Origin of the sequence: Mesorhizobium sp. BE184 (assembly GCF_031457045.1) — a bacterium.
GTDB lineage: Bacteria > Pseudomonadota > Alphaproteobacteria > Rhizobiales > Rhizobiaceae > Mesorhizobium.
The window spans coordinates 177,794-200,686 of the sequence record NZ_JAVDVU010000001.1 but is presented as its reverse complement, the minus strand read 5'-3'; the positions used below and the strand labels follow the sequence as shown (position 1 = coordinate 200,686).

The 22,893-nt window shown below is 64.6% G+C and carries 23 protein-coding genes; 11 read left to right on the top strand and 12 right to left on the bottom strand.

Annotated elements, in window-relative coordinates:
• Positions 1–6: 6 nt before the first annotated feature.
• Positions 7–2,199, bottom strand: coding sequence for a malate synthase G (locus J2X35_RS00945; protein WP_310180389.1), 2,193 nt, complete (start codon positions 2,197–2,199; stop codon positions 7–9).
• A 100-nt stretch (positions 2,200–2,299) separates the two neighbouring features.
• Positions 2,300–4,357 (bottom strand): hydantoinase/oxoprolinase family protein, encoded by a 2,058-nt coding sequence (locus J2X35_RS00940; protein ID WP_310183674.1) that lies wholly within the window; start codon positions 4,355–4,357, stop codon positions 2,300–2,302.
• 24 nt (positions 4,358–4,381) lie between these two features.
• Between J2X35_RS00940 and J2X35_RS00935 the strand changes: the two genes are divergently transcribed.
• Positions 4,382–4,783: a hypothetical protein gene (locus tag J2X35_RS00935; RefSeq protein ID WP_310180388.1), complete on the top strand. Its 402-nt coding sequence runs from the start codon at positions 4,382–4,384 to the stop codon at positions 4,781–4,783.
• A 304-nt stretch (positions 4,784–5,087) separates the two neighbouring features.
• Here the strand turns inward: J2X35_RS00935 and lepA are convergent, their stop codons facing one another.
• On the bottom strand, positions 5,088–6,902 hold the full coding sequence (lepA, locus tag J2X35_RS00930; RefSeq protein ID WP_310180386.1) for a translation elongation factor 4: 1,815 nt from the start codon (positions 6,900–6,902) through the stop codon (positions 5,088–5,090).
• A gap of 187 nt (positions 6,903–7,089) precedes the next feature.
• Here lepA and J2X35_RS00925 point away from each other — a divergent pair, with 187 nt between their 5' ends.
• The 3 genes from J2X35_RS00925 to msrA all read left to right on the top strand — a co-directional run bounded on the left by J2X35_RS00925 (position 7,090) and on the right by msrA (position 9,642).
• The gene (locus J2X35_RS00925) at positions 7,090–8,244 is read left to right on the top strand and encodes a Tad domain-containing protein (protein ID WP_310180384.1); all 1,155 of its coding nucleotides are present in this window, start codon (positions 7,090–7,092) and stop codon (positions 8,242–8,244) included.
• Between the two features lie 229 nt (positions 8,245–8,473).
• Positions 8,474–8,761: a hypothetical protein gene (locus tag J2X35_RS00920; RefSeq protein WP_082542532.1), complete on the top strand. Its 288-nt coding sequence runs from the start codon at positions 8,474–8,476 to the stop codon at positions 8,759–8,761.
• A gap of 140 nt (positions 8,762–8,901) precedes the next feature.
• Positions 8,902–9,642 (top strand): peptide-methionine (S)-S-oxide reductase MsrA, encoded by a 741-nt coding sequence (msrA, locus tag J2X35_RS00915; protein WP_310180383.1) that lies wholly within the window; start codon positions 8,902–8,904, stop codon positions 9,640–9,642.
• Positions 9,643–9,654: 12 nt separating this feature from the next.
• Here msrA and J2X35_RS00910 read toward each other — a convergent pair whose 3' ends face one another.
• From J2X35_RS00910 to J2X35_RS00890, 5 genes are all read right to left on the bottom strand, one after another.
• Positions 9,655–10,953, bottom strand: a complete 1,299-nt coding sequence (locus J2X35_RS00910; protein ID WP_310180381.1) for a glucoamylase family protein — start codon at positions 10,951–10,953, stop codon at positions 9,655–9,657.
• Between the two features lie 46 nt (positions 10,954–10,999).
• The gene (locus J2X35_RS00905) at positions 11,000–12,004 is read right to left on the bottom strand and encodes a cytochrome d ubiquinol oxidase subunit II (RefSeq protein WP_310180379.1); all 1,005 of its coding nucleotides are present in this window, start codon (positions 12,002–12,004) and stop codon (positions 11,000–11,002) included.
• A gap of 10 nt (positions 12,005–12,014) precedes the next feature.
• The gene (locus J2X35_RS00900) at positions 12,015–13,379 is read right to left on the bottom strand and encodes a cytochrome ubiquinol oxidase subunit I (RefSeq protein WP_056107425.1); all 1,365 of its coding nucleotides are present in this window, start codon (positions 13,377–13,379) and stop codon (positions 12,015–12,017) included.
• Between the two features lie 121 nt (positions 13,380–13,500).
• A complete protein-coding gene (locus J2X35_RS00895; RefSeq protein ID WP_310180378.1) occupies positions 13,501–13,776 on the bottom strand; it encodes a PepSY domain-containing protein in 276 nt (91 codons plus the stop codon).
• Positions 13,777–13,784: 8 nt separating this feature from the next.
• Positions 13,785–14,048: a hypothetical protein gene (locus J2X35_RS00890; RefSeq protein ID WP_310180377.1), complete on the bottom strand. Its 264-nt coding sequence runs from the start codon at positions 14,046–14,048 to the stop codon at positions 13,785–13,787.
• 217 nt (positions 14,049–14,265) lie between these two features.
• Between J2X35_RS00890 and J2X35_RS00885 the strand changes: the two genes are divergently transcribed.
• Together J2X35_RS00885 and J2X35_RS00880 are read left to right on the top strand one after the other, a co-directional pair.
• The gene (locus J2X35_RS00885) at positions 14,266–15,207 is read left to right on the top strand and encodes an ABC transporter ATP-binding protein (RefSeq protein WP_310180375.1); all 942 of its coding nucleotides are present in this window, start codon (positions 14,266–14,268) and stop codon (positions 15,205–15,207) included.
• Positions 15,204–15,965 carry an ABC transporter permease gene (locus J2X35_RS00880; protein WP_056107414.1) on the top strand — a complete coding sequence of 254 codons (762 nt, stop codon included), beginning with the start codon at positions 15,204–15,206 and terminating at the stop codon, positions 15,963–15,965. Before J2X35_RS00885 ends, J2X35_RS00880 begins: the two co-directional genes overlap by 4 nt.
• On the opposite strand, the gene J2X35_RS00875 is transcribed toward J2X35_RS00880, so the two are convergent.
• Positions 15,962–17,002: a phosphatidylglycerol lysyltransferase domain-containing protein gene (locus tag J2X35_RS00875; RefSeq protein WP_310180374.1), complete on the bottom strand. Its 1,041-nt coding sequence runs from the start codon at positions 17,000–17,002 to the stop codon at positions 15,962–15,964. The two genes, J2X35_RS00880 and J2X35_RS00875, sit on opposite strands and share 4 nt — an antisense overlap.
• Positions 17,003–17,161: 159 nt before the next feature.
• Between J2X35_RS00875 and J2X35_RS00870 the strand changes: the two genes are divergently transcribed.
• Entirely contained in the window at positions 17,162–18,301 is a 1,140-nt protein-coding gene (locus J2X35_RS00870; protein WP_310180373.1) for an NAD(P)/FAD-dependent oxidoreductase, read from the top strand.
• Between the two features lie 13 nt (positions 18,302–18,314).
• Here the strand turns inward: J2X35_RS00870 and J2X35_RS00865 are convergent, their stop codons facing one another.
• A complete protein-coding gene (locus J2X35_RS00865; RefSeq protein ID WP_310180372.1) occupies positions 18,315–18,539 on the bottom strand; it encodes a hypothetical protein in 225 nt (74 codons plus the stop codon).
• Positions 18,540–18,696: 157 nt separating this feature from the next.
• Between J2X35_RS00865 and J2X35_RS00860 the strand changes: the two genes are divergently transcribed.
• Positions 18,697–19,035 carry a hypothetical protein gene (locus J2X35_RS00860; RefSeq protein ID WP_310180370.1) on the top strand — a complete coding sequence of 113 codons (339 nt, stop codon included), beginning with the start codon at positions 18,697–18,699 and terminating at the stop codon, positions 19,033–19,035.
• Between the two features lie 6 nt (positions 19,036–19,041).
• Complete coding sequence (locus J2X35_RS00855; protein WP_310180368.1) at positions 19,042–19,737, top strand: phosphatase PAP2 family protein; 696 nt, start codon at positions 19,042–19,044, stop codon at positions 19,735–19,737.
• Between the two features lie 3 nt (positions 19,738–19,740).
• Here the strand turns inward: J2X35_RS00855 and J2X35_RS00850 are convergent, their stop codons facing one another.
• Together J2X35_RS00850 and J2X35_RS00845 are read right to left on the bottom strand one after the other, a co-directional pair.
• Positions 19,741–20,553, bottom strand: coding sequence for a YiiX/YebB-like N1pC/P60 family cysteine hydrolase (locus J2X35_RS00850; protein ID WP_056107397.1), 813 nt, complete (start codon positions 20,551–20,553; stop codon positions 19,741–19,743).
• Positions 20,554–20,593: 40 nt separating this feature from the next.
• Positions 20,594–21,070: a CYTH domain-containing protein gene (locus J2X35_RS00845; RefSeq protein WP_310180367.1), complete on the bottom strand. Its 477-nt coding sequence runs from the start codon at positions 21,068–21,070 to the stop codon at positions 20,594–20,596.
• A gap of 76 nt (positions 21,071–21,146) precedes the next feature.
• On the opposite strand from J2X35_RS00845, the gene J2X35_RS00840 reads away from it, so the two are divergent.
• Both J2X35_RS00840 and J2X35_RS00835 read left to right on the top strand, forming a co-directional pair.
• The gene (locus tag J2X35_RS00840; RefSeq protein ID WP_310180365.1) at positions 21,147–21,848 is read left to right on the top strand and encodes a CerR family C-terminal domain-containing protein; all 702 of its coding nucleotides are present in this window, start codon (positions 21,147–21,149) and stop codon (positions 21,846–21,848) included.
• A complete protein-coding gene (locus J2X35_RS00835; RefSeq protein ID WP_310180363.1) occupies positions 21,845–22,795 on the top strand; it encodes an HlyD family efflux transporter periplasmic adaptor subunit in 951 nt (316 codons plus the stop codon). Before J2X35_RS00840 ends, J2X35_RS00835 begins: the two co-directional genes overlap by 4 nt.
• Positions 22,796–22,893: the final 98 nt, after the last annotated feature.

The window sequence follows — 22,893 nt, the reverse complement described above, 5'->3', positions numbered from 1 at the left end:
AAAGGGTCAAGCGCTAGCCGCTCTTTCCATGGCCTTCAGCTCCAGCCGCCGCGCGTGCAGCACCGGCTCGGTGTAGCCGTTGGGCTGGGCAGCGCCCTTGAAGATCAGGTCGCAGGCGGCCTGGAAGGCGATGGAATTGTCGAAGTCCGGCGCCATCGGCCGGTAGAGCGGATCGCCCTTGTTCTGGTGATCAACGACCGAGGCCATGCGCTTCATCGTCTCCATCACCTGCGTGTCGGTGAAAACCTTGTGGCGCAGCCAGTTGGCGATATGCTGCGAGGAGATGCGCAGCGTCGCCCGATCCTCCATCAGCCCGACATCGTTGATGTCCGGCACCTTGGAACAGCCAACGCCCCGGTCGATCCAGCGCACCACATAGCCGAGGATGCCCTGCGCGTTGTTGTCGAGTTCGTGCTGGATATCTTCCGGCGACCAGTTCGGACGTACCGCGACCGGCACCGACAATATGTCGTCGAGCTTCGCCTTTGCGCGGCTCTTCAGTTGCTGCTGCACGGCATGGACGTCGACCGTGTGATAGTGTGTGGCGTGCAGCGTTGCGGCCGTCGGCGACGGCACCCAGGCCGTGTTGGCGCCAGCCTTCGGATGGGCGATCTTCTGGTCCAGCATCGCCGCCATCAGGTCCGGCATCGCCCACATGCCCTTGCCGATCTGGGCGTGGCCGGCCAAGCCGCATTCCAGCCCGACATCGACGTTCCACGCCTCGTAGGCGGCAATCCATGCAGCCTGCTTCATGTCGCCCTTGCGGATCATCGGCCCCGCCTCCATCGAGGTGTGGATCTCGTCGCCGGTGCGGTCGAGGAAGCCGGTGTTGATGAAGACGACCCGTTCCTTCGCGGCGCGGATCGCCTCCTTGAGGTTGACCGTGGTGCGGCGCTCCTCGTCCATGATGCCCATCTTGATCGTGTTGGGCTTCATGCCGAGCAGCGCTTCGACGCGGCCGAATAACTCGACCGCGAAGGCGACCTCTTCCGGACCGTGCATCTTCGGCTTGACGACATACATCGAACCGGCGCGGCTGTTGGCGCGGCGGCCGCCGGATTTGCCCCCCTGGCCGATGTCGTGCATCGCGATCAGCGCGGTGATCGCCGCATCCATGATGCCTTCCGGCACCTCGTTGCCGTCGCGGTCGAGAATGGCCGGATTGGTCATCAGGTGGCCGACATTGCGCACCAGCATCAGCGAACGGCCGGGCAGCGTGACGACGCCGCCGTCGGGTGCCGTGTAGGTGCGGTCGGGGTTCAGCTTGCGGGTAAAGGTCCTGCCGCCCTTGTCGATCTCCTCGGCCAGATCGCCCTTCATCAGCCCGAGCCAGTTGCGATAGACGAGAACCTTGTCCTCGGCATCGACGGCGGCGACCGAATCCTCGCAGTCCTGGATGGTGGTCAGCGCCGATTCCAGCACGACATCGGCGATGCCGGCCGGGTCGGTCTTGCCGATGGCGCTGGTGCGGTCGATGACGATTTCAACATGCAGGCCGTTCTTCTCGAGCAGCACAGCGTCTGGATTCTTCGCCTCGCCACGATAGCCGGCGAACTGTTTCGCATCCTGCAGTGAAGCCGAACCGTTCGCTGTCGCCAGCGTCAGCGCGCCGCCCTCGATGGCAAGCCCCGTCACGCCGCTCCAGCTTCCCTTCGCCAGCGGGGCGGACTTGTCGAGAAACGCCTTGGCCCAGGCAATCACTTTCTCGCCGCGCCTGGGGTTGTAGCCCCTGCCCTTTTCCGCGCCATCGGCTTCCGGAATCGCGTCGGTGCCGTAAAGCGCGTCGTAGAGCGATCCCCAGCGGGCATTGGCGGCGTTCAACGCATAGCGCGCGTTCATCACCGGCACGACGAGTTGCGGCCCGGCAACGACGGCGATCTCCGGATCAACATTTGTCGTCGACACCGAAAAGGCCGGGCCTTCGGGCACCAGGTAGCCGATCTCCTTGAGGAAGGCCTTGTAGACTTCCATGTCCACCGGCGCGCCATTGTCGCGGTACCACTGGTCGATCTTTTCCTGGATGCCGTCGCGTTTTATCAGAAGCGCGCGGTTCTTCGGCGCGAGGTCGTGGACGATGGCCGAAAATCCGGCCCAGAAAGCATCCGCATCCATACCCGTCCCCGGCAGGACTTCGGTGTTGACGAAGTCATGCAGCGCGCTGGCAATCTGCAGGCCATCGATCGCGATCCGGTCGTTCATCAGCTCTTCTCCACGAAATCCGCGCTGCAGCGCCCTTTTGGCCGGCTTTGACATGCCGGCCGGGCGGGGTCAATTGATCGTAAGGTGGAACGCGCGGCATTCAAACCGCTATGCGCGGCCGCCCCGCCGCCGTCGCCACCACATCGGCCTCGATGAACATGCGCTGCCCTTCCACCGTGGTGGCCCGGATATCCACCGTCACATCGATCTCGGCAGCATCGGCGCCGGCGTCCGCGGCGCGGCGCGCGGCGACCTCCCGCACCAGCGCCTCGGCGGCGGCGAGCGCCGGCTCCTCCTCGGCGAAATCGCGCAGCACGTCGCCCGACGCAACGCGAAACAATCTCTGCTTGGGCTGGCTGACACGCGCCGTGACCGACACCCGCACCTGGCCGACCACCGCGCCCAGCGCGTTGGCGACATCTGTATCCGCAGGCACGACGCAGCGGTTGCCGACCAGCGATTCGAGCCCGGCATAGTGCAGCGGCGCCGATGCCCCCAGCCCGATGACCGGCCGGTCGAGCGCCACGGACAGGCGGGCGATACCCGGCTGTCTACCCACCGCGCGCTGCACCAGCGCGTGCACCACGGCGGCGGCGCCATCCAGCCCGTCCTCGCTGAAGGCCGTTTCCAGGATCGCCTCCGCCGACCAGCGCGTCACCGCCGCCAGCACCCGCTCGCAAAGGTCCTCGGCTGATGCCGCGACCGCCTGGCCGCGGCCATTGCGCCGCCGGGCGAACAGCTCGGCCCCCAGCCGGGCCGCGGCCGCATCCCAGTTGGACTGTCTGCCCAGGACATGCGCCGCGTCCGACGGGGTGAAGCCGGAAACATGCACCAGCCCCCTGGCGACCAGGCGGTTCAGCGTGGCGAGCTGGGCGTTGGCCGTCAGCAACCTGTCAAGCGGGTCCGGGGTGGTGGAAATGCGCGCGTAAAGTTTTTCCTCGCCATTGCCGAGCCCCGCCGCGAGCCGGTCGGGCACGCCGGTGCGGACGGCGAAGCGACCATCATTGCGGCCGGGATTGGGCGCGCGCAACTGCCGCTCCAGTTCGTCGGCGACCATCGCGCCATGCAGATGCGCGGCGAGCGACAACGGCACCAGCCGGCGCGGCCCGAGCACGAGCCTCGGGTCAAGCGCGCCTTCTTCCAGCGCTACTTCCGAATCGCCGCCGAGGCCGAAGGTGCGCATTGCCACCGCCTCGACCATGGTGCGCCAGCCGCCGACGGTGGCGCCTTCCGGATCGAGGCGCGGGCGGCCGCCGTCCAGCACGGCGACGTCGGTGGTGGTGCCGCCGATATCCGACACGACGGCGTCGGCCAGCCCGGTCATGTGGCGGGCGCCGACCAGCGAGGCTGCGGGGCCGGACAGGATCGTCTCGATCGGCCGCTGGCGGGCAAAGGCGGCGGAGACCAGCGCGCCGTCGCCGCGCACCACCATCAAGGGTGCTGCGATGCCGCGCGCGGCCAAGAAACCTTCAGTCGCCGCGACCAGCCGGTCGATCATGGCGATCAGCCGCGCGTTGAGCAGCGTGGTCAGCGCCCGGCGCGGGCCGCCGAGTTGCGACGAAAGCTCGTGGCTGGCGGTGACGGGCAAGCCGGCAAGGTCGCGGATAAGGTTGCGCGCCGCTATCTCATGCGCGGGATTGCGGGTGGAAAAATAGGCGCAGACAGCGAAGCCGGACACGGTGCCGGCCAGTTCCGGCAGCGCCGCCTCCAGCGCCGAGAGGTCGAGCGCGGCCTCGTTGCCGTGCACGTCGTGGCCGCCGGGGGAGAACACCACCGGATCGCCGCCCAGCGCCCTGTCCAGCCCATCGCGGGCGAGGTCGGACGGCGAAAAGCCGATCATGACGAGCGCGGCGCGGCCGCCCTGCCCCTCGACCAGCGCGTTGGTGGCGAGCGTCGTCGACATCGACACCAGCTTGATCGCTGCCGGATCGAGGCCGGAGGCATCCAGCACCGCGTCGACCGCGCCGGCGATGCCGATGGCGAGGTCGTGCCGGGTGGTCAGCGCCTTGGCCTTGGCGAGCACGGCGCCCCGGCCGTCGCTCCACAGCACCGCGTCGGTGTAGGTGCCGCCCGTGTCGATGCCGAGGAAGACGGGGCCGGAAGGCGGACCGGCGGGCGGCGGGCCTGAAGCCGGGGCGGGCTGGGTGATGTCGGTCATGCTGGTCATGGCAGGCGGGCGGTAGTGGTCCGTGAGGTCTCGTCCGGCTTTAGCCCATTCGCAGCGCCGAGGGAAACCGGCGATTGCCGGCGTGCACTTGCGGCGACAGGCTCAGCGCTCCGCCGCCTCGTCCATCTCCTGCGACAGCGGCCGGATGCGCGGATCGGGCAGTTCGGCCGGATCAGGCGCGGCCTGCCGCGCGACATCGGCCGGTGGGACAGGGCGCGGACCGGCGCAGGCGGCGAGGAGGACGGGCAGAATCAGCGCGAGGAGGCGGAGCATGGCGGGAGGGATAGCGCGAGGATGGTGGCGGGAGAATGGCGCAGCCTCACCCATAAGGCGCGTTTGTCGGCCAAGTGGAAACCGGCGCATATGTGCGTGGACGGCTGGCCAAAGACGGCGACGCCGGCCATCGATACGTCATGAAGTAAAGCCCCGCGCTTCGCCGGGGGATTCATGCGCTTCCATGTTTTTCGGAGAACCCGACGGACGATCCCGCGCCGCCGGGCGCGCGCTGTCTCCCCCCTTGCGGGGGGAAAGCATCTTCCTGCATTTGCGAGTGGGCTTGTCCCCGAGAAAGTGCTTGGAAAATGCCAGAGAGGGGCTTTTCAGCAGCCGATCAGCGCGATCCCCGGGGTGGGACCCGGTGCTTCGCACCTCCCACCCATAATTGACTAAAATCGACTCACCGGGTCGATTTTCCGCCAGGCAACCCTGTTGCCTGGCGTCGTCAATTATCCCCCATCTTCAACGCCTCGATGAACGCCGCCTGCGGGATGTCCACCTTGCCGAACTGGCGCATGCGCTTCTTGCCCTCTTTCTGCTTGTCGAGCAGCTTGCGCTTCCGCGTGACGTCGCCGCCGTAGCATTTGGCGGTCACGTCCTTGCGCAGCGCCGAGATGGTCTCGCGGGCGATTACCTTGCCGCCGATGGCGGCCTGGATCGGGATCTTGAACATGTGCTGCGGGATCAGTTCCTTCAGCTTTTCGCACATCACCCGGCCGCGCTTTTCGGCCGCCGTGCGGTGGACCAGCATGGACAGCGCATCGACCGGCTCCTCATTGACCAGGATCGACATCTTGACGAGGTCGCCCTCCTTGTAGTCGGTCAGATGGTAGTCGAAGGAGGCGTAGCCCTTGGAGATCGACTTCAGCCGGTCGTAGAAATCGAACACCACCTCGTTGAGCGGCAAATCGTACTGCAGCATGGCGCGCTTGCCGACATAGGAGAGATCCACCTGCACGCCGCGGCGCTCCTGGCAGAGCTTCAAAATGCTGCCGAGATAATCGTCGGGCGTCAAAATGGTGGCGCGGATCCACGGCTCCTCGATGGCGAGGATCTGCATCACGTCCGGCATGTCGGCCGGGTTGTGCAACTCCTTGACCGAACCGTCGCGCAGTTGCAGCCGGTAGACGACGGAGGGCGCGGTGGCGATCAGGTCGAGGTCGAACTCGCGCTCCAGCCGCTCCTGGATGATCTCCAGATGCAGCAGGCCGAGGAAGCCGCAGCGGAAGCCGAAGCCGAGCGCGGCGGAGGTTTCCATTTCATAGGAGAAGGAGGCGTCGTTCAGGCGCAGCTTGCCGACGGCGGCGCGCAGATCCTCGAAATCGGCGGCATCGACCGGGAACAGGCCGCAGAAAACGACCGGCTGCGCCGGCTTGAAGCCCGGGAGCGCTTCGGCGGTCGGGCGGCGGTCCTCGGTGATGGTGTCGCCGACGCGGGTATCGGCCACTTCCTTGATCGAGGCGGTGATGAAGCCGAATTCGCCGGGGCCGATCTCGTCGGTCTGGATCATCTTCGGGGTGAAGAAGCCGGTGCGCTCGACCGGATATCTGGCGCCGGTGCCCATCATGCGGATGGTCTGGCCCTTCTTCATGACGCCGTCGATGACGCGCACCAGAACGATGACGCCGAGATAGGCGTCGTACCAGCTGTCGACGAGCATGGCCTTCAGAGGCCTGGATGCATCGCCTTGCTTGGGCGGCGGCAACTGGTTGACGATGGCCTCCAGCACGTCGGGAATGCCGATGCCGGATTTGGCCGAGATCAGCACGGCCTGGCTGGCGTCGATGCCGATCACCTCTTCCACTTGCTCGCGGATGCGCTCCGGCTCGGCGGCGGGCAGGTCGATCTTGTTCAGCACCACGACGATCTCGTGGTTGGCGTCGATGGCCTGATAGACATTGGCGAGCGTCTGCGCCTCCACCCCCTGCGAAGCATCAACCACCAGCAACGACCCCTCGCAGGCGCGCAGCGAGCGCGACACTTCATAGGCGAAATCGACATGGCCTGGCGTGTCGATCAGGTTGAGGACGTACTCCTCGCCATTGGCGGCTCGATAATTGAGCCGCACGGTCTGCGCCTTGATGGTGATGCCGCGTTCGCGCTCGATGTCCATATTGTCGAGCACCTGCTCCTTGCCGGCCATTTCGCGCGCGTCGAGGCCGCCGGTCGACTGGATCAGCCGGTCGGCGAGCGTCGACTTGCCGTGGTCGATATGGGCGACGATGGAGAAATTGCGGATGTGGGAAATCGGTGTTGCCATGGTGCGCGGGCTTTAGCAGGGGCACCGGCTTGCGGCAAGCGGGGGGACCGGACAGCGGGAACCGCTGCGTAGCCTGCGAAAAAATGCCTAACAGCTAAAATTTTAGCGGTTCCCTTAGCGGGACCTTTGCCGGCGCTGCGTTATCAAGGACGCGATCAATGCTCATGGGGGCAAGATGCGTAAAATAATGGCAAGGTTCGCGCAGGCCGAAAGCGGCTCGCTGCTGCCCATATTCGCCATATCGCTGGTGCCGCTGATGCTGGCAGTCGGGATGTCGGTCGATTATTCCTCGGCGGTCTCGTCAAAGGCGACGATGCAGAGCGCGCTGGACGCCGCGACGCTGTCGCTGACCACGCTGCCCAAGAGCACCTCCGAAGCCGATCGCACCAAGCAGTTGCAGGACGTCTTCGCAGCCAATGGCGGCCAGGGCATGGCGGCTGTCCTGCCTCCCGTATACGATGCCGACGGCACGCTGCATCTGAGCGCGTCGGCAACCTATTCCATGCCGACGAACTTCATGAAGATCGCCACGATCAGCAACGTGGACATCAATGTGCAGACCAAGGTGGTGAAGAAGCCTTCGCTGATCGAGGCGACGTTCAACGTCGATCACGTTTCCGGCTACTGGGGCAAGACGATGTATCTCTACGGTACGGAGTTCGAGACCAGCACCGAAAAAGTGCTGATGAAGATCGTCTACACCTACAAGGAATATAAATATTCCTACAAGAGCGGCAACAAGACCTATACCGCCCAGGATCCGAAAGGCTACGGCACGACGAATATCTATACCGTGTCGGGAACGACCGACACGCTGGTGCAGAGCCAGGTGTGCACGCCGGTCGGACAAACGACCGATTTTACTCCCTCTGCGACGGCTTTCAGGAGCTTCGCGACCGCAACAAACGGAAGCTCGAACGGGGCCACTATCTATTTCAAGACGACCTGCGTGACGACGAACTCGCCCGGCAACAGCAGCGGAGCGAAGATCGACGTGAGCAAGATGAACCAGCTCTATCTGCTGATGGACGTGCCGTCCGGGCCGGTCAAGAAGCTGAAATCCAATGATACCGCGACGTCTGACCGCCTCTATATCGGCGCCGGCTACGCGACTGCGGCAGAGAAGGCGCTAAAACCTTCCACATACGCACCCGTCGAGGTTGCCAAGAACAAGACCGTCGATATCTTCAGCGCCGTGCCTTGCAGCCAGACCAGCGATCAGGCCTGGGAGGACGGCGGCAACGCGGTACCCGCCGATGTTTCCAACGCCGACTTCTTTTATTCCATCACGGGCAAGTGCGACTACAACCAGCGTATCGCCCAGACCCGCATTACGGAGTAGTCGTGCGGCGGCGCGACAGCGCGTGACAAACAGCCGGCGCGCTTCCCAACGGACGAAGCGACCGGTACCGCAGGATGGTGGAGGATTTCTCCCGCGCGCGTTCTGCTTTGACTGCCTGACAGCACCTGGCAACCCGATCACGAAGCGGTGAAGCCTGTAACAAGGGCCGCGCCACGGCGAACCAATGGACGTCAACGCGGCAAAGCCGCTTCGCCCAGAGGAGATCGCCATGAAACTTTCCGCCCGTCAGACCGTAACTTCCCTTGCATTCGTCCTGGCTTCGACCGTGCTGCTTTCAGGCGGTATCGCCAACGCCCAGGACGCCATGAAGCCCGCTGGCCAGACCGACGCCATGAAGCCAGCGGACTCGATGAAGGCCGACGACAAGATGATGGCCGACTGCAAGGAAAAGGCCGGCATGGAAAGCGACGCCATGAAGAAGGACGAGGCCATGAAGGCCTGCGACGCCATGGGCGGCGACGCCATGAAGCCCGACGCGATGAAGCCTGCCAAGTAGCGGGAGCAGCCCTGCGGCCGAAACCCGAAGGGCGGCCGCGGGGCAACCACGCACGACAAAGTGAGGCGCGTTGCGCCTCTTTCCCATTGTATAGATGAGCAGAATTTCCAGCAGGCCTGCAGCCGCACCGGAGACATGTCATGACCGCCAAACCCGATTCCGCCCGTCCGCGCCTTGCCGCCTTCGCAACGCGCGCCTTCGTCGCGCTGGCGATTTCAGCCACGGCGCTGGCCATCTCGCAAGCCCCTGCCCTGTCGGCGGAAGAGGCGGTGAAAATCCCGCCGCCGGCGCTCGACGAGAAAGCCTCGGCTGCGACTGAAAAGGCGGTGTTCGCGGGCGGCTGCTTCTGGGGCGTTCAGGGCGTGTTCCAGCATGTGAAGGGCGTCAAAAGCGCCGTATCCGGCTATGCCGGCGGCACCGAGATGGACGCCATGTACGAAACGGTCGGCACTGGCCGCACCGGCCATGCCGAGGCCGTCGAGATCACCTATGACCCGTCGAAGATCACCTACGGCAAGCTGCTGCAGGTCTACTTCTCCGTCGCGCACAACCCGACGCAGTTGAACTACCAGGGGCCGGACCAGGGAACGCAGTACCGCTCAACCGTCTTCGTGGCGAATGACGAGCAGAAGAAGATCGCCGCGAGCTATATCGGCCAGCTCGGCAAGGCCAAGGTATTCCCGGACAAGATCGTGACGACGCTGGAAAGCGGCAAGACGTTCTATCCCGCCGAGGCCTATCACCAGGATTATCTGACGCTGAACCCGACCAGCCCCTACATCGTCTATAACGACCTGCCGAAGATCGGAAACCTCAAGACGATGTTTCCGGACCTCTACAGCGACAAGCCGATGCTGGTGACGGCGGCAGCGAAAAGCTGAACTGAATCAGCATCAAAGCCAGCCGCCGGCAAAGCCGGCGCGCCGGAGGCCTGCCACGACATAAGGATTGCCGCGCATCAGGCTCCAGACCAGTTCGGTCCGGTGGTTTTCGATCATCAGGCCGATCGGCCCTTCATTGATGCCGACGCGATCGGGCGCGGTCCAGAAGCCGGGCGCGCTGTCGTCGCGGAAAGTCCGGTTGTAGCTGGCGGCGAAACCCCAGGGGCTGTCGCGGCCCATGCCAAGCGCGCGGAAATGCTCCAGCGCCGGCAGAACGATCTCCGGCGCAAAGGGCAACGAGGCGGCGGTCGCCCAGGGCGAGAGCGTGCCATCATCGGGGCCGAACGGCGCGCCCCGGGCCAGATAGCCATAGAAGCGCCTGTCAACGCCGCCGATCCGCCGCTTGGCAGGCCCCGGCCCATCGCTGGCTGTGAGGCCCCAGGCGTTCTGTCCATAGCCCTCGAAGCCGCGCGGGTTGCGGATGGCGTAGTCGCGCTGAATGTAGGCGGCCTTGCTGCTGTTTTCGAAATAGTCGCTGTCATGTTCGCGCATGAAGGCATCGCTTATGCCGCGCAGGTCGAGCCAGATATGCGACATCTGGTGGATGAACAGCGGGCCGGCATAGGCAAGTTCGCGGCCGTAGAGCTTCTTCCAGCGATAGTTTCCGAGCCAGGCAGGGTAGCTTTCGGGCGGCAGCGCGTGGGTGGGCGAGCCAAGGCCGAGCACATAGAGGATCAGCGCTTCGTCATAACCTTCCCAGCGGTAGCGCAGGAAGCCGCGCTCCGGCCGCCAGCCATGGGTGACCGTGGCGCCGCCATTCAGCGCCCAGTTCCACTCAACGCGGCGGTAAAGCGCGTCGGCCAACCGGCGTATCTCGGCTTCGGTCTCGACGTCCTCCTGGAAATAAGCCGCGGCGGCCAGAACCCCCGCCATGAGAATGGCGGTATCGACGGTCGAGAGTTCGCATTTCCAGACGCGACGGCCGGTCTGCATGTCGAGGAAGTGGTAGTAAAAGCCCTTGTAGCCGGCTGCGTCGGTCTCGGGACCCTGAGGAGCATCCCATAGGAACTTCAGCGTGACGAGGGTCCGGTCGGCTGCCTGCCGGCGCGTGATGTAGCCGCGCGCGACGCCAACCGCATAGGCGGTCAGCGCGATGCCGACGGCGGCGATGCTGGCGGGGGAGCCGGGGCGCGTACGGTCGCGGACCAGGCCGTTCACCGGATTGGCCTGCTCGATGAAATAGTCGAAGGAAAAGCGCTGCAGGCCGGCCAGCAGGTCGTCACCCGCGATCTGGGTATTCAAAACATCCATGCAGCGTCTATGCCGGTTCCGTCAGCGCGCGAAAATGATCGCCCGATCAATCATAGGTGAGATCGCCCGCCTTGCCGCCGAAAACCCGGTAGGCATAGAAGGAATAGAAGATGATGACCGGCAGCACCACGACAGTTCCGGCGAGGATGATGGCGAGGCTTTCAGGCGCCGAGGCGGCCTGCCAGATGGTCAGCCTGTCGGGCACCACGAAGGGATAGAACGACCAGGCAAGGCCGGCGAAGCCGAGCGCGAAGATACCGGCGAGCGTCAGGAAGGGCACGATGGCGTGGCGGTCGCTTTCCTTCGGCAGGTGGAAAGTCTGCCGCCACAGCCACAGGAACAGGATGCCGGACAGGATCGGCAGCGGCGACAGGTAGATCATGTCGGGCAGCACGAACCATTTAGCGAAGATGCGCGGCGAGGCGAACGGCGTGGCGAGCGAGACGGCGGCCATGCCGACGACGGTGAAGACGAGCGCCGAGCGCAGCCACTTGACCGCCTTCTTCTGCAACTCGCCTTCGGTCTTGTAGATCAGCCAGGCCGCGCCCATGGCGGCATAGGCGGCGGCGAGGCACAGCGCTACCAGCGCGCCGAAAGCCATGCCGGCAAGGCTGGCGTCGAGCCCCAGCACATAAACGCCGAGCATATAGCCTTGCGCCAGCGAGGCGATGAGCGAGCCGGCGAAGAACACGCGGTTCCAGCGGTGCTTGCGGCCGGCCGGCACCTTGGCGCGGAAATCGAACGCCACGCCGCGCAGAATGAGGCCGACAAGCAGCAGGAAAACCGGGATGTAGAGCGCGGTCAGGATGATGCCGTGCGCCACCGGGAAGGCGACCAGCAAGAGGCCGACCGCCAACACCAGCCAGGTCTCGTTGGCGTCCCAGAAGGGGCCGATGGCGGCGATCATCGTATCCTGTTCCTTGTCCTCGGCCAGCGAGAACAGGATGCCGATGCCGAGATCGAAGCCGTCCAGCACGACATAGATCAGGATCGACAGGCCCATGAGGCCGGCGAAGACGAGAGGCAGCAGTGTCGGCCAGTCGAGGGTCATGGCTTTATCCTCACCTTTCGCTCTGCGCCGGCTGGGAAAGCGCGGCGTTCATCACACCGGGCAGCGGCGAGGTATCGCCTTCCTTGGCGGCCTTCAGCGCCAGATGCACCAGCACCCCCAGGAAGGCGACGAGGAGCACGGCATAGAGTATAAGATAGATGGCGAGCGTCAGCGCCACATGGCTTCCGGCAACCGGTCCGACCGCATCGGCGGTCTTGAGCACGCCGGTAACCAGCCAGGGCTGGCGGCCGATTTCGGTGGTGTACCAACCGGCCAATGTCGCCACCCAGCCGGAGACCGTCATCGGCACCATCAGCAGCGCAAGCGGCCTGGGCAGGCTCTTTCGCCGCCACAGGAAGAAGGTCGCCGCCCAGGAGACGGCGAGCATCAAGAGGCCGATGCCGACCATGATGCGGAAGCCCCAGAAAACCGGGAACACCGGCGGATGATTGCCTTCGAACTGGTCGAGACCGGGTACGACGCCATCGGCGCTGTGGCGCAGGATGAGGCTGGCGCCATCGGGAATGGTGATCTCGAAGCGGTTTTCCTTCGCCTTCTCGTCGGGCAGCGCAAACAGCACCAGCGGGATGTTCGGGCCGGTGTGCCAGTTGGCCTCCATGGCGGCGATCTTGGCGGGCTGGTGCTCAAGCGTGTTCAGCCCATGCTGGTCGCCGGCGAATATCTGGATGGGGATCAGCACGGCGGCCAGGAACGTGCCGGTGCGCAGCGCCTTCCACATGGATTGCGAGCGGTCGCCCTGGAGGTAACGCAGCGCCGAAAGGCCGGCGATGAAAAAGGAGACGGTGAGGCCCGAGGCCAGGAGCATATGCACCAGCCGGTAAGGCATGGACGGATTGAAGACGATCGCCCACCAGTCTACCGCATGGGCGACGCCATCGCGCATCTCGAAGCCGGTGGGCGTCTGCATCCACGAGTTCAGCGCGATGATCCAGAAGGCGGAAACGGTGGTGCCGCCGGCGACGAGCACAGTGGCGAGCGTGTGGATGCGGTTCGACACGCGGCGGAAGCCGAACAGCATGATGCCGAGAAACGCCGCCTCGAGGAAGAATGCTGTCAGGATCTCGTAGGCCAGCAGCGGCCCGGCGACATTGCCGACCGTTTCCATGTAACCCGGCCAGTTGGTGCCGAACTGGAAGCTCATGGTGACGCCGGTGACGACGCCCATGGCGAAGGACAGGGCGAAGACCTTCACCCAGGTGAAATAAGCACGCATCCAGGCGCCATCGGAGGTGGCGTTGTAGCGGAGCTTGAAGAAAAGCAGCACCCAGCCAAGCGCAATGGTGATGGTTGGAAAGAGAATATGAAACGAGATGTTCGCGCCGAATTGAATACGCGAAAGAATGAGCGGGTCCATGGCGACTCCGGCTGCGTTATTACAGCCAGAGACTACGCCTCGCCTCCCTGTCCGTCAAAGCGGCGCAGCGCCACGCGAGGCGGAAGGTCGCAGGCCTTCCGCCTTCGCTCCCGGGTCCCGGCTAGTCCAGGGATCTCGTCTCGCCGCTGACGGCGTCGAACTTCATCTCAACCTTGGCGTTGTCGGTGGTGTAATAGGTGACATCGTAGCCGCCATCGTCCCAGCTGACCTCGCTGATGTAGCGAAAGTCCGGCCGCTTCTCGACCTTGGCGATGATTTCGGAGAGTTTCTTGCCGTTCGCCGGGGGAACATCGGGCGCCGGTGCGGCGGATTGCGCCAAGGCCGGGCTGGCGGCGAGAACCAGAGCAAATGCCGCGGCTGAAATCGTTTTCAACATAGTCGTCCTCATTCGGGTTTATATCGAATACCTGTACCAGAAAGGTCGCGCCGGATCGCCTCTTCCGCGTCGTCTTCGGGAAGCGCTTCGTCGCTGTCCTGGTCGGGATTGTCGTCGTCCTCCTCGGGCAGTTCGCCGTCCGACTCCGGATCGGGAACGGCATCAACGCCAGGAACAGCGCCCTCAAGGTCCTCCCAATCCTGCTCGGCAATGGAGGGAGTATCATTGGATTTCTGCAAACCGGTGTCCGCAGCCGACTTCGTGGGATTCATGGTCCGCTCCTGTGTCATGGCGCTAAAACTCGCTGGCCGCCCGGTTCGTTCCCGCCACCCGCCGTGGGAACCATTCATGCTGACGGCGCTTGGCGTTTCATGCGCTTCGGCAGGTGGGGCTGGCGACAAATGTCAGGAGCTGCCTTGAATTGCCGTTGCGCGCACCGACATTCAGCGGCAAAACGCATATCCCTTTTCAGAAAAAAGCAATTTGCCCATGTCGTCCGCGTCCGACTCGCCCGCTATCTCGATTTCCAACCTGTCGAAAACCTATGCCACAGGCTTCCAGGCGCTGAAGGGCGTCAGCCTCGACATAAAGCACGGCGAAATCTTCGCGCTGCTCGGCCCCAACGGCGCCGGCAAGACGACGCTGATTTCGATCGTATGCGGCATCGTCAACCGGTCCGGCGGCACGGTGACCGTGGACGGCCACGATATTTCCAAAGACTACCGGGCCGCGCGCAGCCTGATCGGGCTGGTGCCGCAGGAACTGACGGTCGAGGCTTTCGAGACGGTTCGGAACGCCTTGACCTACAGCCGCGGGCTGTTCGGCAGGCCGCCCAATCCGGATTTCGTCGAGAAGGTGCTGAAAGACCTGTCGCTGTGGGACAAGCGCGACGAGAAGATCATCACGCTTTCCGGCGGCATGAAGCGGCGCGTCATGATCGGCAAAGCACTGGCGCATGAGCCGCGGATCCTGTTCCTCGACGAGCCGACAGCCGGCGTGGACGTAGAGCTGCGGCAGGACATGTGGGCGATGGTGCGACGGCTGCGCGACAACGGCGTCACCATCATCCTGACGACGCATTATATCGAGGAAGCCGAGGAGATGGCCGACCGCGTCGGTGTCATCAACCATGGCGAACTGGTGCTGATCGAGGACAAGACCGAGCTGATGCGCAAGCTCGGCCGCAAGCAGCTCAAGCTGGAATTGCGCAAGCCGGTGAAGGACCTGCCGGCGAAATTCGCGCGCTACGAGCTTGAGATCGGCGACGACGGCAGCCAGCTCACCTATACCTATGACAATCAGGCGGAACGACCGGGCGTCGCCTCGCTGATCCGCGACCTCGACGAGGCCGGCATCGAATTCCGCGATCTCGACACCGAAAACTCCTCACTGGAAGAGATTTTCGTCAATCTGGTGAGGAAAACGCCATGAACCGCCATGCCGTCTGGGCGATCTACAAGGTGGAAATGGCGCGCACGCTACGCACCCTGCTGCAAAGCGTCGTGTCGCCGGTCATCTCGACCTCGCTTTATTTCGTCGTCTTCGGCGCCGCCATCGGTTCGCGCATCACAGAAATCGACGGCATCAGCTACGGCGCCTTCATCGTGCCGGGGCTGATCATGCTGTCGCTCTTGACGCAATCGATCTCCAACGCCTCGTTCGGCATCTATTTCCCGAAATTCGTCGGCACGATCTTCGAACTGTTGTCCGCCCCGGTCTCCTACCTTGAGATCGTGCTTGCCTATGTCGGCGCAGCCGCGACCAAGTCGGTCGCCATCGGGCTGATCATCCTGGCCACCGCCTCGCTCTTCGTGCCGCTGCATATCGAACATCCGTTCTGGATGATCGGCTTCCTGATCCTGACGGCCGTCACCTTCAGCCTGTTCGGCTTCATCATCGGCGTCTGGGCAGGGAATTTCGAGCAGCTTCAGCTGGTGCCGCTGTTGATCATCACGCCGCTGACCTTCCTCGGCGGCTCGTTCTATTCGATCGACATGCTGCCGGGCATCTGGCGCAGCATCAGCCTGTTCAACCCGGTGGTCTATCTGGTGAGCGGCTTCCGCTGGAGCTTCTTCGGCAAGTCCGACGTTTCGGTCGGCGTCAGCCTCGGCATGACGGTGGTGTTCCTGCTCGCCTGCATCGCGGTGATCGCCTGGATCTTCAAGACGGGATACCGGTTGAGGAGTTAGATCGCTTTCACCAACCTGAGCAGCGCCAGCATTCCGAATGCCGTACCCTTGCGGAAGGCGATGTAGACCGGCTCCTCCACACCATGGAAGCGGCGCTTGAACGCAGCCTGGCCTTGCAGGTTGAAGCGGCTGCGGTTGATCCAGTCCGAGCCGTAGGCCCGCTGGAACGCACCGCGCCAGAAGCTGCTTTCCGGATGGGCGCTGGGGCCGACACCGGACAGCGGCGACAGCCCGAGCGTGACCGCGCCGATGCCCTCATCCCGGAACCGGTCGACGGCGAATTTGGTCAGGCCGATTTCGGCATGGGGCGTGGCGCCGGCGATCTTGCGCTTGAACGAGGTGGTGTAGGCAATGACCGCGCCATCACGGTAGATCGGATCGAAATCGAGCAGCGCGACCAGCTTGCCGGCTTCATCCAGCAGCACGAACCGGCGCATTCCCGGGCCGATCTCGGCTGCGAAGGCGCGGTTGAGAAACGCCATCTCGCGCCGCGCGACGATGCGGCCGGAGCGCCAGTCTCTCGACAGACGCTCGACTTCCGCCGCCGGCACGGTCGCGCCATTGTCCTCGACCAGCGCATAGCCTTTCTTCAGCAGCCACCGCTCGGAATAGCGCACCGTCTCGTTGCGCTTGCCGGAGAAATCGTGCTCCGGCAACGGCAGCCTTGTGTCGAAACCGAGCTGGTTGACCTGATAACCGAGGCCGGACAGCACTCTTGCGGTGCGTTCGCCGATCTGCACGAACCAGGGCGAACCGGCGGCATCGACGAAACGGCGGATCAGGTCCTCCTGCGCAGCCGGAGAGGCGACCGGATCGGCGAGGGCGAAGTGCTGCCCCATCATGGTCTGGAAGGCGATGTAGCCAGCCGGGCCGCCGAAATAGGCAAGTTTCGCCTGCGTGGCGGTGGAATAGGCGAGCGAGAAATCGCCGTGCAGGCGCAGCAGGGCGAGGCGCTGTTCGAGATCCAGCGCGGCCTCAGGCACAAGCGGCGCGCGGGCGTTGAGAAAGCGGTCGATATGCGTACGCAGGGAAGCCATTTCGAACGTTTGCCTAACGCAGGTTCACGGGCGCATTCGCGGCGTTTTCGGCGTGCGTCGCGAATCGCCCGCTATGATGTTGCAACGGCAGAGTCTTGCCATATGCGCGCCGGTGCCACATAGCGCATTCGCGAAACGGTGCAAGCGCGGAAAGAAGCAATGGCAATCAGGCCCTCGAATGCCGAACCGGTGATCGTCGTGGGCGCGGGCGCGGCGGGGCTGGCAGCGGGAGACGCGCTGGCGCGCCAGGGAATCGCGGCGGTCCTTCTAGAGAAAGAAGCGCGCTCGGCCGAACCGTGGCGGCGACGTCACCCGCAACTCAACCTGAACACGCATCGTCATTTCTCCGCCCTGCCCGGCGTACCTTATCCGGACAAGACGCCGGCGTATCCCAAACGGGACACAGTGGCTGCCTATCTGGACACCTATGCCGCCAAGCGGGGACTTTCGGTCGAGTACGGCGTCGAGGTGACGCGCATCGAGCGAGACCGAGACGGCTGGATCGTGCAGACGAATGCCGGTCCGCGCCGCACGCGCCATGTGGTGGTGGCGACGGGGCGCGACCGGGCGCCATGGACGCCGGACTGGCCGGGCCGGGAAGGGTTCGCCGGCCGGATCGTCCATTCCGCAGATTTCGGTGATGTTCATGCCTACGAGGGCAAGCGCATTCTCGTCGTCGGCGGCGGAAATTCCGCGTTCGACGCGCTCAACCATCTGGCGCGGGTGAAGACGGAGAATATCTGGTTCTCGCTGCGCCACGGGCCTTCGCTGCTGCCGAAGCGGATCTCCAGCATTTCCGTCCATCGGCTGTCCGGCGTGCTGGAATGGATGCCGGTGCGGTGGGTGGACTGGATATTGGCCGCCACGCAGCGCGTGGTGTTCGGCGATCTCTCCCGTTATGGCATGCCGAAGCGCAAGGACGGCGGCGCCAGCCGTCTGGACAGCGAGCAGATCGCCATCGCGGTCGACGAAGGCGCGGTGAAGGCGCTGAAGGCCGGCCGCATCCGCATGGCGGCGCCGATCGCGAAGTTTGGCCCCGAGGGCGTGATCCTGCAGGACGGCAATGTCATTCAGCCCGATATCGTTATTGCCGCTACCGGCTACCGCAGCGGGCTCGAACCCATGGTGGGCGATCTTGGCGTGCTGGACGAGCATGGCTCGCCCAAGGTGACGCCGAAGCATCTCTCACCCCTGCCCGGCCTGTGGTTCCTCGGCATGCGGCCGGGCCTGACCGGCGATTTCCGCAGCTCGGTGGTGCAGGGGCAGCGCATCGCCAAGGCCATCGCCAAATCCGGCTGATAAAGCCGCCCTGTCAGCCCGCCTTGCTGTCCGGCACGCGGAACGCCGTCGCCTGCATCAGCATGTCCTCATCTGTCATGCCGGCATTGTGCAGCGCCAGCAGGGTGAGCGCCAGTTCGCTCGCCTCGGTGGAATCGGGAAGGATTTCACGCTGGCGACAGGCGGCGTCGAAGACACGCTGGAGGCGCTCCACCTCCAGCGGGCGAAACAGTCCACGGTCATGGATGGACTTCGGCATCGGCGTTCTCCAGCAACCGAATTAGGCCTGAAACCTTAAAATGCAAGGCTTTCGCGGGGCTGGCGGAGCGAAAGCAGGTTGAAACGGGCCGCATGGCGGCTTGACCGGCGCACGGGCATCGGGAACAACGCTGCGAGAGCGATCGGCGGAGGCACGCATGAGTTTCGGAGGATTGGCGCAACTCGGCCTGTCGACGGTGATCTTCCTGCTGGCGGCGACGGTGGCGAAGCAGTGGGGCCTCTCGCCCAGTCTCGGCAAGATCGTGCTGACGCTGGGGCTCTATTCGCTGGGCAACCTCATCATGCTGCGGCTGATCCGCGAATTCGGCATGTCGCTGTCGTTCAGCCTGTCGGCGGTTATCCAGCTCGTCGCCGTCAACGCCGTGGCGCTGGTCGTCTATGGCGAGCGGCTCGGGACCATCCAGGCCGCGGGCGTAGCGCTCGCGATCATGGCGGTGGCGCTGATCACGCTCGGCCCCTATCTGCAGGGACGCTGATACGCCATGCAGGAAAGGTTTCGCGAACTGGTGAACCGCATCGAATTCCCGGTCCTGCTGGCCGGACTGATCGTGGCGTTGGGCCTGTGGGGATTTGTCGAACTCTCCGAGGTGGCCAGGGATGCCACGCCGCACGCCTTCGACACGCAAATCCTGCTCGCCTTCCGGGAAGCGGGGCAGCCGGACAATCCCATCGGATCGCCGAAGATCGAGGGCGCGGTGCGCGACATCACCGCGCTCGGCGGCACCATCGTCTTGACGCTGATCACCGCCGCCACGGTCATCTATTTCTTTTTGACGCGCCGGCTCAGCACCGCTTTCTTCGTTTTGGTCGCGGTTGGCGGCGGACAGGTGCTGTCGAGCCTGCTCAAGCTCGGGATAGACCGCCCACGCCCGGAACTGGTTTCGCACCTCGCAACCGAAACCAGCCTGTCGTTCCCGAGCGGGCACGCCATGCTGTCGGCGGTGACCTATCTGACGCTGGGGACGCTGGCGGCGCGCTTCCTGCAAGGCCGCACGACGCGGATCTATGTGCTTTCGCTGGCGGTGCTGGTGACGCTGATGGTGGGCGTGTCGCGCATCTATCTCGGCGTCCACTGGCCCTCCGACGTGCTGGCCGGATGGTGCGCAGGCTTCGCCTGGGCGATGCTGTGCTGGCTGGCCGCCCGCTTCCTGCAGCGCGGCAACGCCATCGACGAGTGACGCCTATTCCGGCGCGGCGGCCGATCCGCCTTCCTGTTCCGCTTCGCTGCTCCACAGTATCGAGCGGTAGTCGAACCCATATTCCAGCGTCGGCTTGACGATGCGGAAATAGGGCGACAGGTCGAAATCGCGCGGCGTATAGAGGGAATAATGGCGGATGTGGAGGATTTCCTGCCGCGAATAATGCGACTGCGCGGAAGCGCGGCCCGGCGCGCGGGTGATCTCCGGCAGGATCGGATAGCGGATCTGGCCATAGGCCTGCGCGATCAGCGTCGAGCAGATGGCGCGGGTTGGATCGCCCGATCCGAAAGCCAGCATGCGGCGGCGCCAGCGCACCGGCACCGGCGGCGTCGGCAGGAAATAGCGCAACATGTCGAAAATGTTCTTCAGATCGTACCGCAGACCGATCCTGCCGACCATGAAAGCGACGACCGCGTCGCGGTCCTCCGGCGACAGGCCGCTGGCCCGGCAGATGCGGGTGTTATAGGTGCGGTAGTTCGAAAGGGGCACGGCGGTGCAGCCCTCGCCCAGCGTCACCTCGATCAGGCGCGGCCGCTCCGATCCGTCTTCCGGTTCGGGCATGGCGTCGCCGACATAGAAGGCAGCGTGCGACCAGGTCGATTGCGTCAGATACTTGATCGCCGCCGAGATCTTCTGGTTGCCCTCGATCAGCAGCACATCGCCGGGTTCCAGCGTGCGGCGCAGCGTTTCCGGGTCTGAGGGCGTGTAAGGTTCGTAGCCGGACGATTCTTCCTGCAGGCGCCCGGCAATCCAGCGCCCGAGCCGGTCGAGCAGCGTGTCGCCCGGCGCCGCCATCACATCAGCGCGCAGGCCGGATGGGCGACGGCCCGGCGCGTCATGAAAGCACGGGTTCCGGATAGCCGTTAAGCGCCAGCGAGGCATTGGAATAGGCCTGCTGGCCGGTCACTTCACGGCCAAGCCAATCGGGCAGCATGTCCTGGCTGACGGCGTCGGGCGTCTCCAGTTCCGTCATCACCAGCCCGTCCAGTTCGCCGGAAAAGACGTCGATCTCATAGAGATAGTCCTTGTGGCGAACATGGTGGCGGGTCTTGCGGATGATGGTGCCGATGGCGAATTCCATCATCTCCTGCGCTTCCTGCAGCGGAATCGGGAATTCGTACTCGTCGCGGACCGGTAGGTCGCTGCCGAACTTCAGCGTGAAGCGGGCTTCCTTGCCGTCCTTGATGCGGACGCGGATGGAGCGGTCCGCGGCGATGGCGACATAGAACTGGACGATGGAGATGCGCTTCTCCACCGCGCCCAGCCACATCTTGTTGTCGACCAGGAATTTGCGCTCGATTTCTAATGCCATGCCCGGACTAAACCTTGCGACACCGCCAATGGCAAGCCGAATTGACTTTAATCATTCGATTGATTAAATATCGGCAATGATCAAGCAAATCGGAAAAAGGCCGCCCCGCCGTGAGGCATCGGCATCACCCGCCGAGCAAACGCGCGGGGCCCTTGTTCGCGCCGCGCTGAAACTGTTCGGCCAACAGGGCTTCGAAGGCACCTCGACGCGCGAGATCGCGGCGGCGGCGAAAGCCAATATCGGCTCCATCGCCTATCATTTCGGCGGCAAGGAAGGGCTGAGGCTGGCGGCGGCGGATTTTATCGTCGACACGATCCAGGCGGTGGCGACGCAGGCGATGGGGGCGGCAGGCGCTTTCCCGGAAAAGAACCTGACGGTCGAAGCCGCCGAGGCGCAGCTGTTCGCGGCGCTCGACCGGATGCTGGCCTTCATCATCGCGCGGCCGGAAGCGGGCGAGATCGTCCAGTTCATCCTGCGGGAACTTTCGCATCCGACGGCGGCGCTAGACCGCATCTATGACGGGGTCTTCGAACCGACGCACAAGCGGCTTTGCCGTGTCTGGGAACAGGCGACGGGCGAACCCGCCGAGAGCGACGGCGCCAAGCTGACCGTTTTCACGCTGATCGGCCAGGTGGTCTATTTCCGCATCGGCCGCGAGGCGGTGATGCGGCGCATGGGCTGGCGCGAAATCGGCGATGCCGAAGCCCAAAAGGTGCTGGCCGTGACCAGCGACAATCTGAGCGCCATCCTGGTGGCTCGGAAGGGGCGGACATCATGAGCATCCTGTGTTCGATACCGCTTGCGGCGCAGCTTTTCGGCGCCTGCGCGCCCGCCGCGCCGCTGGCCGTCGGCTATGTCGAGGGCGACTACGTGCTGCTGGCCCCGATCGAGGTGGCGCAGGTGGAGACGATCGCCGTGCGGCGCGGCGACCGGGTCGAGCCCGGCAAGCCGCTGGTGACGCTGGAAAGCGCCGACGCCACCATTGCGGTCGCCCAGGCGCAAGCCGCGCTGGCGCAAGCGCAGGCACAGCTTGCCGATCTGCAGGTGGGCAAGCGGCCCGAGGAGATCGCCGTGCTGGAGGCTACCGTCCGTTCAGCCAAGGCGCAGGCCGAAGAGAAGCGCCGCATCCTGGCGCGCACGCAGGATCTGTTCAAGCGCGGCATCGCCACCCAGGCGCAACTCGACGAGGCGGCGACGGCGTTGGAGGTGGCGCAGGCGCAGATCGGCCAGAGCGATGCCAACCTCGCGGTTGCCGGCCTGCCGGCGCGGCCGGAGACCATCAAGGCAGCCGACAATCAGGTCGAGCAGGCGCAAGCGGCGCTCGACCAGGCGAAATGGCGGCTTTCCAAGCGTGTACTGACGGCCCCTGCCGCGGGTCAGGTCAACGACGTCATCCGCAATCCGGGCGATACGGCGGGACCCAGCGCGCCGGTGCTGTCGATGCTGCCGGACGGCGCGGTCAAGCTGACGCTCTACGTGCCGGAATCCGCCTTTTCCTTCATCAAGGTGGGAACCCAACTCAATGTTCGCTGCGACGGCTGCGCGCCCGACCTGACGGCGCGCGTGAGCTATGTGTCGCCCGATCCGGAGTTCACCCCGCCGGTGATCTACTCGCTCGAGAACCGCCAGAAGCTGGTCTACCTCGTGGAAGCCAAGCCGGAGAATGCCGGCACGGCGCTGCAGCCGGGGCAGATCGTCGATGTGGAACTGGCGGGTAGGCAGTAGGCAGTAGGCAGTAGGCAGTAGGCAGTAGGCAGTAGGCAGTAGGCAGTAGGAACCGTGCGGCAGGTGCAAGACATGTCAACTTTCGGAACTTCCATAAT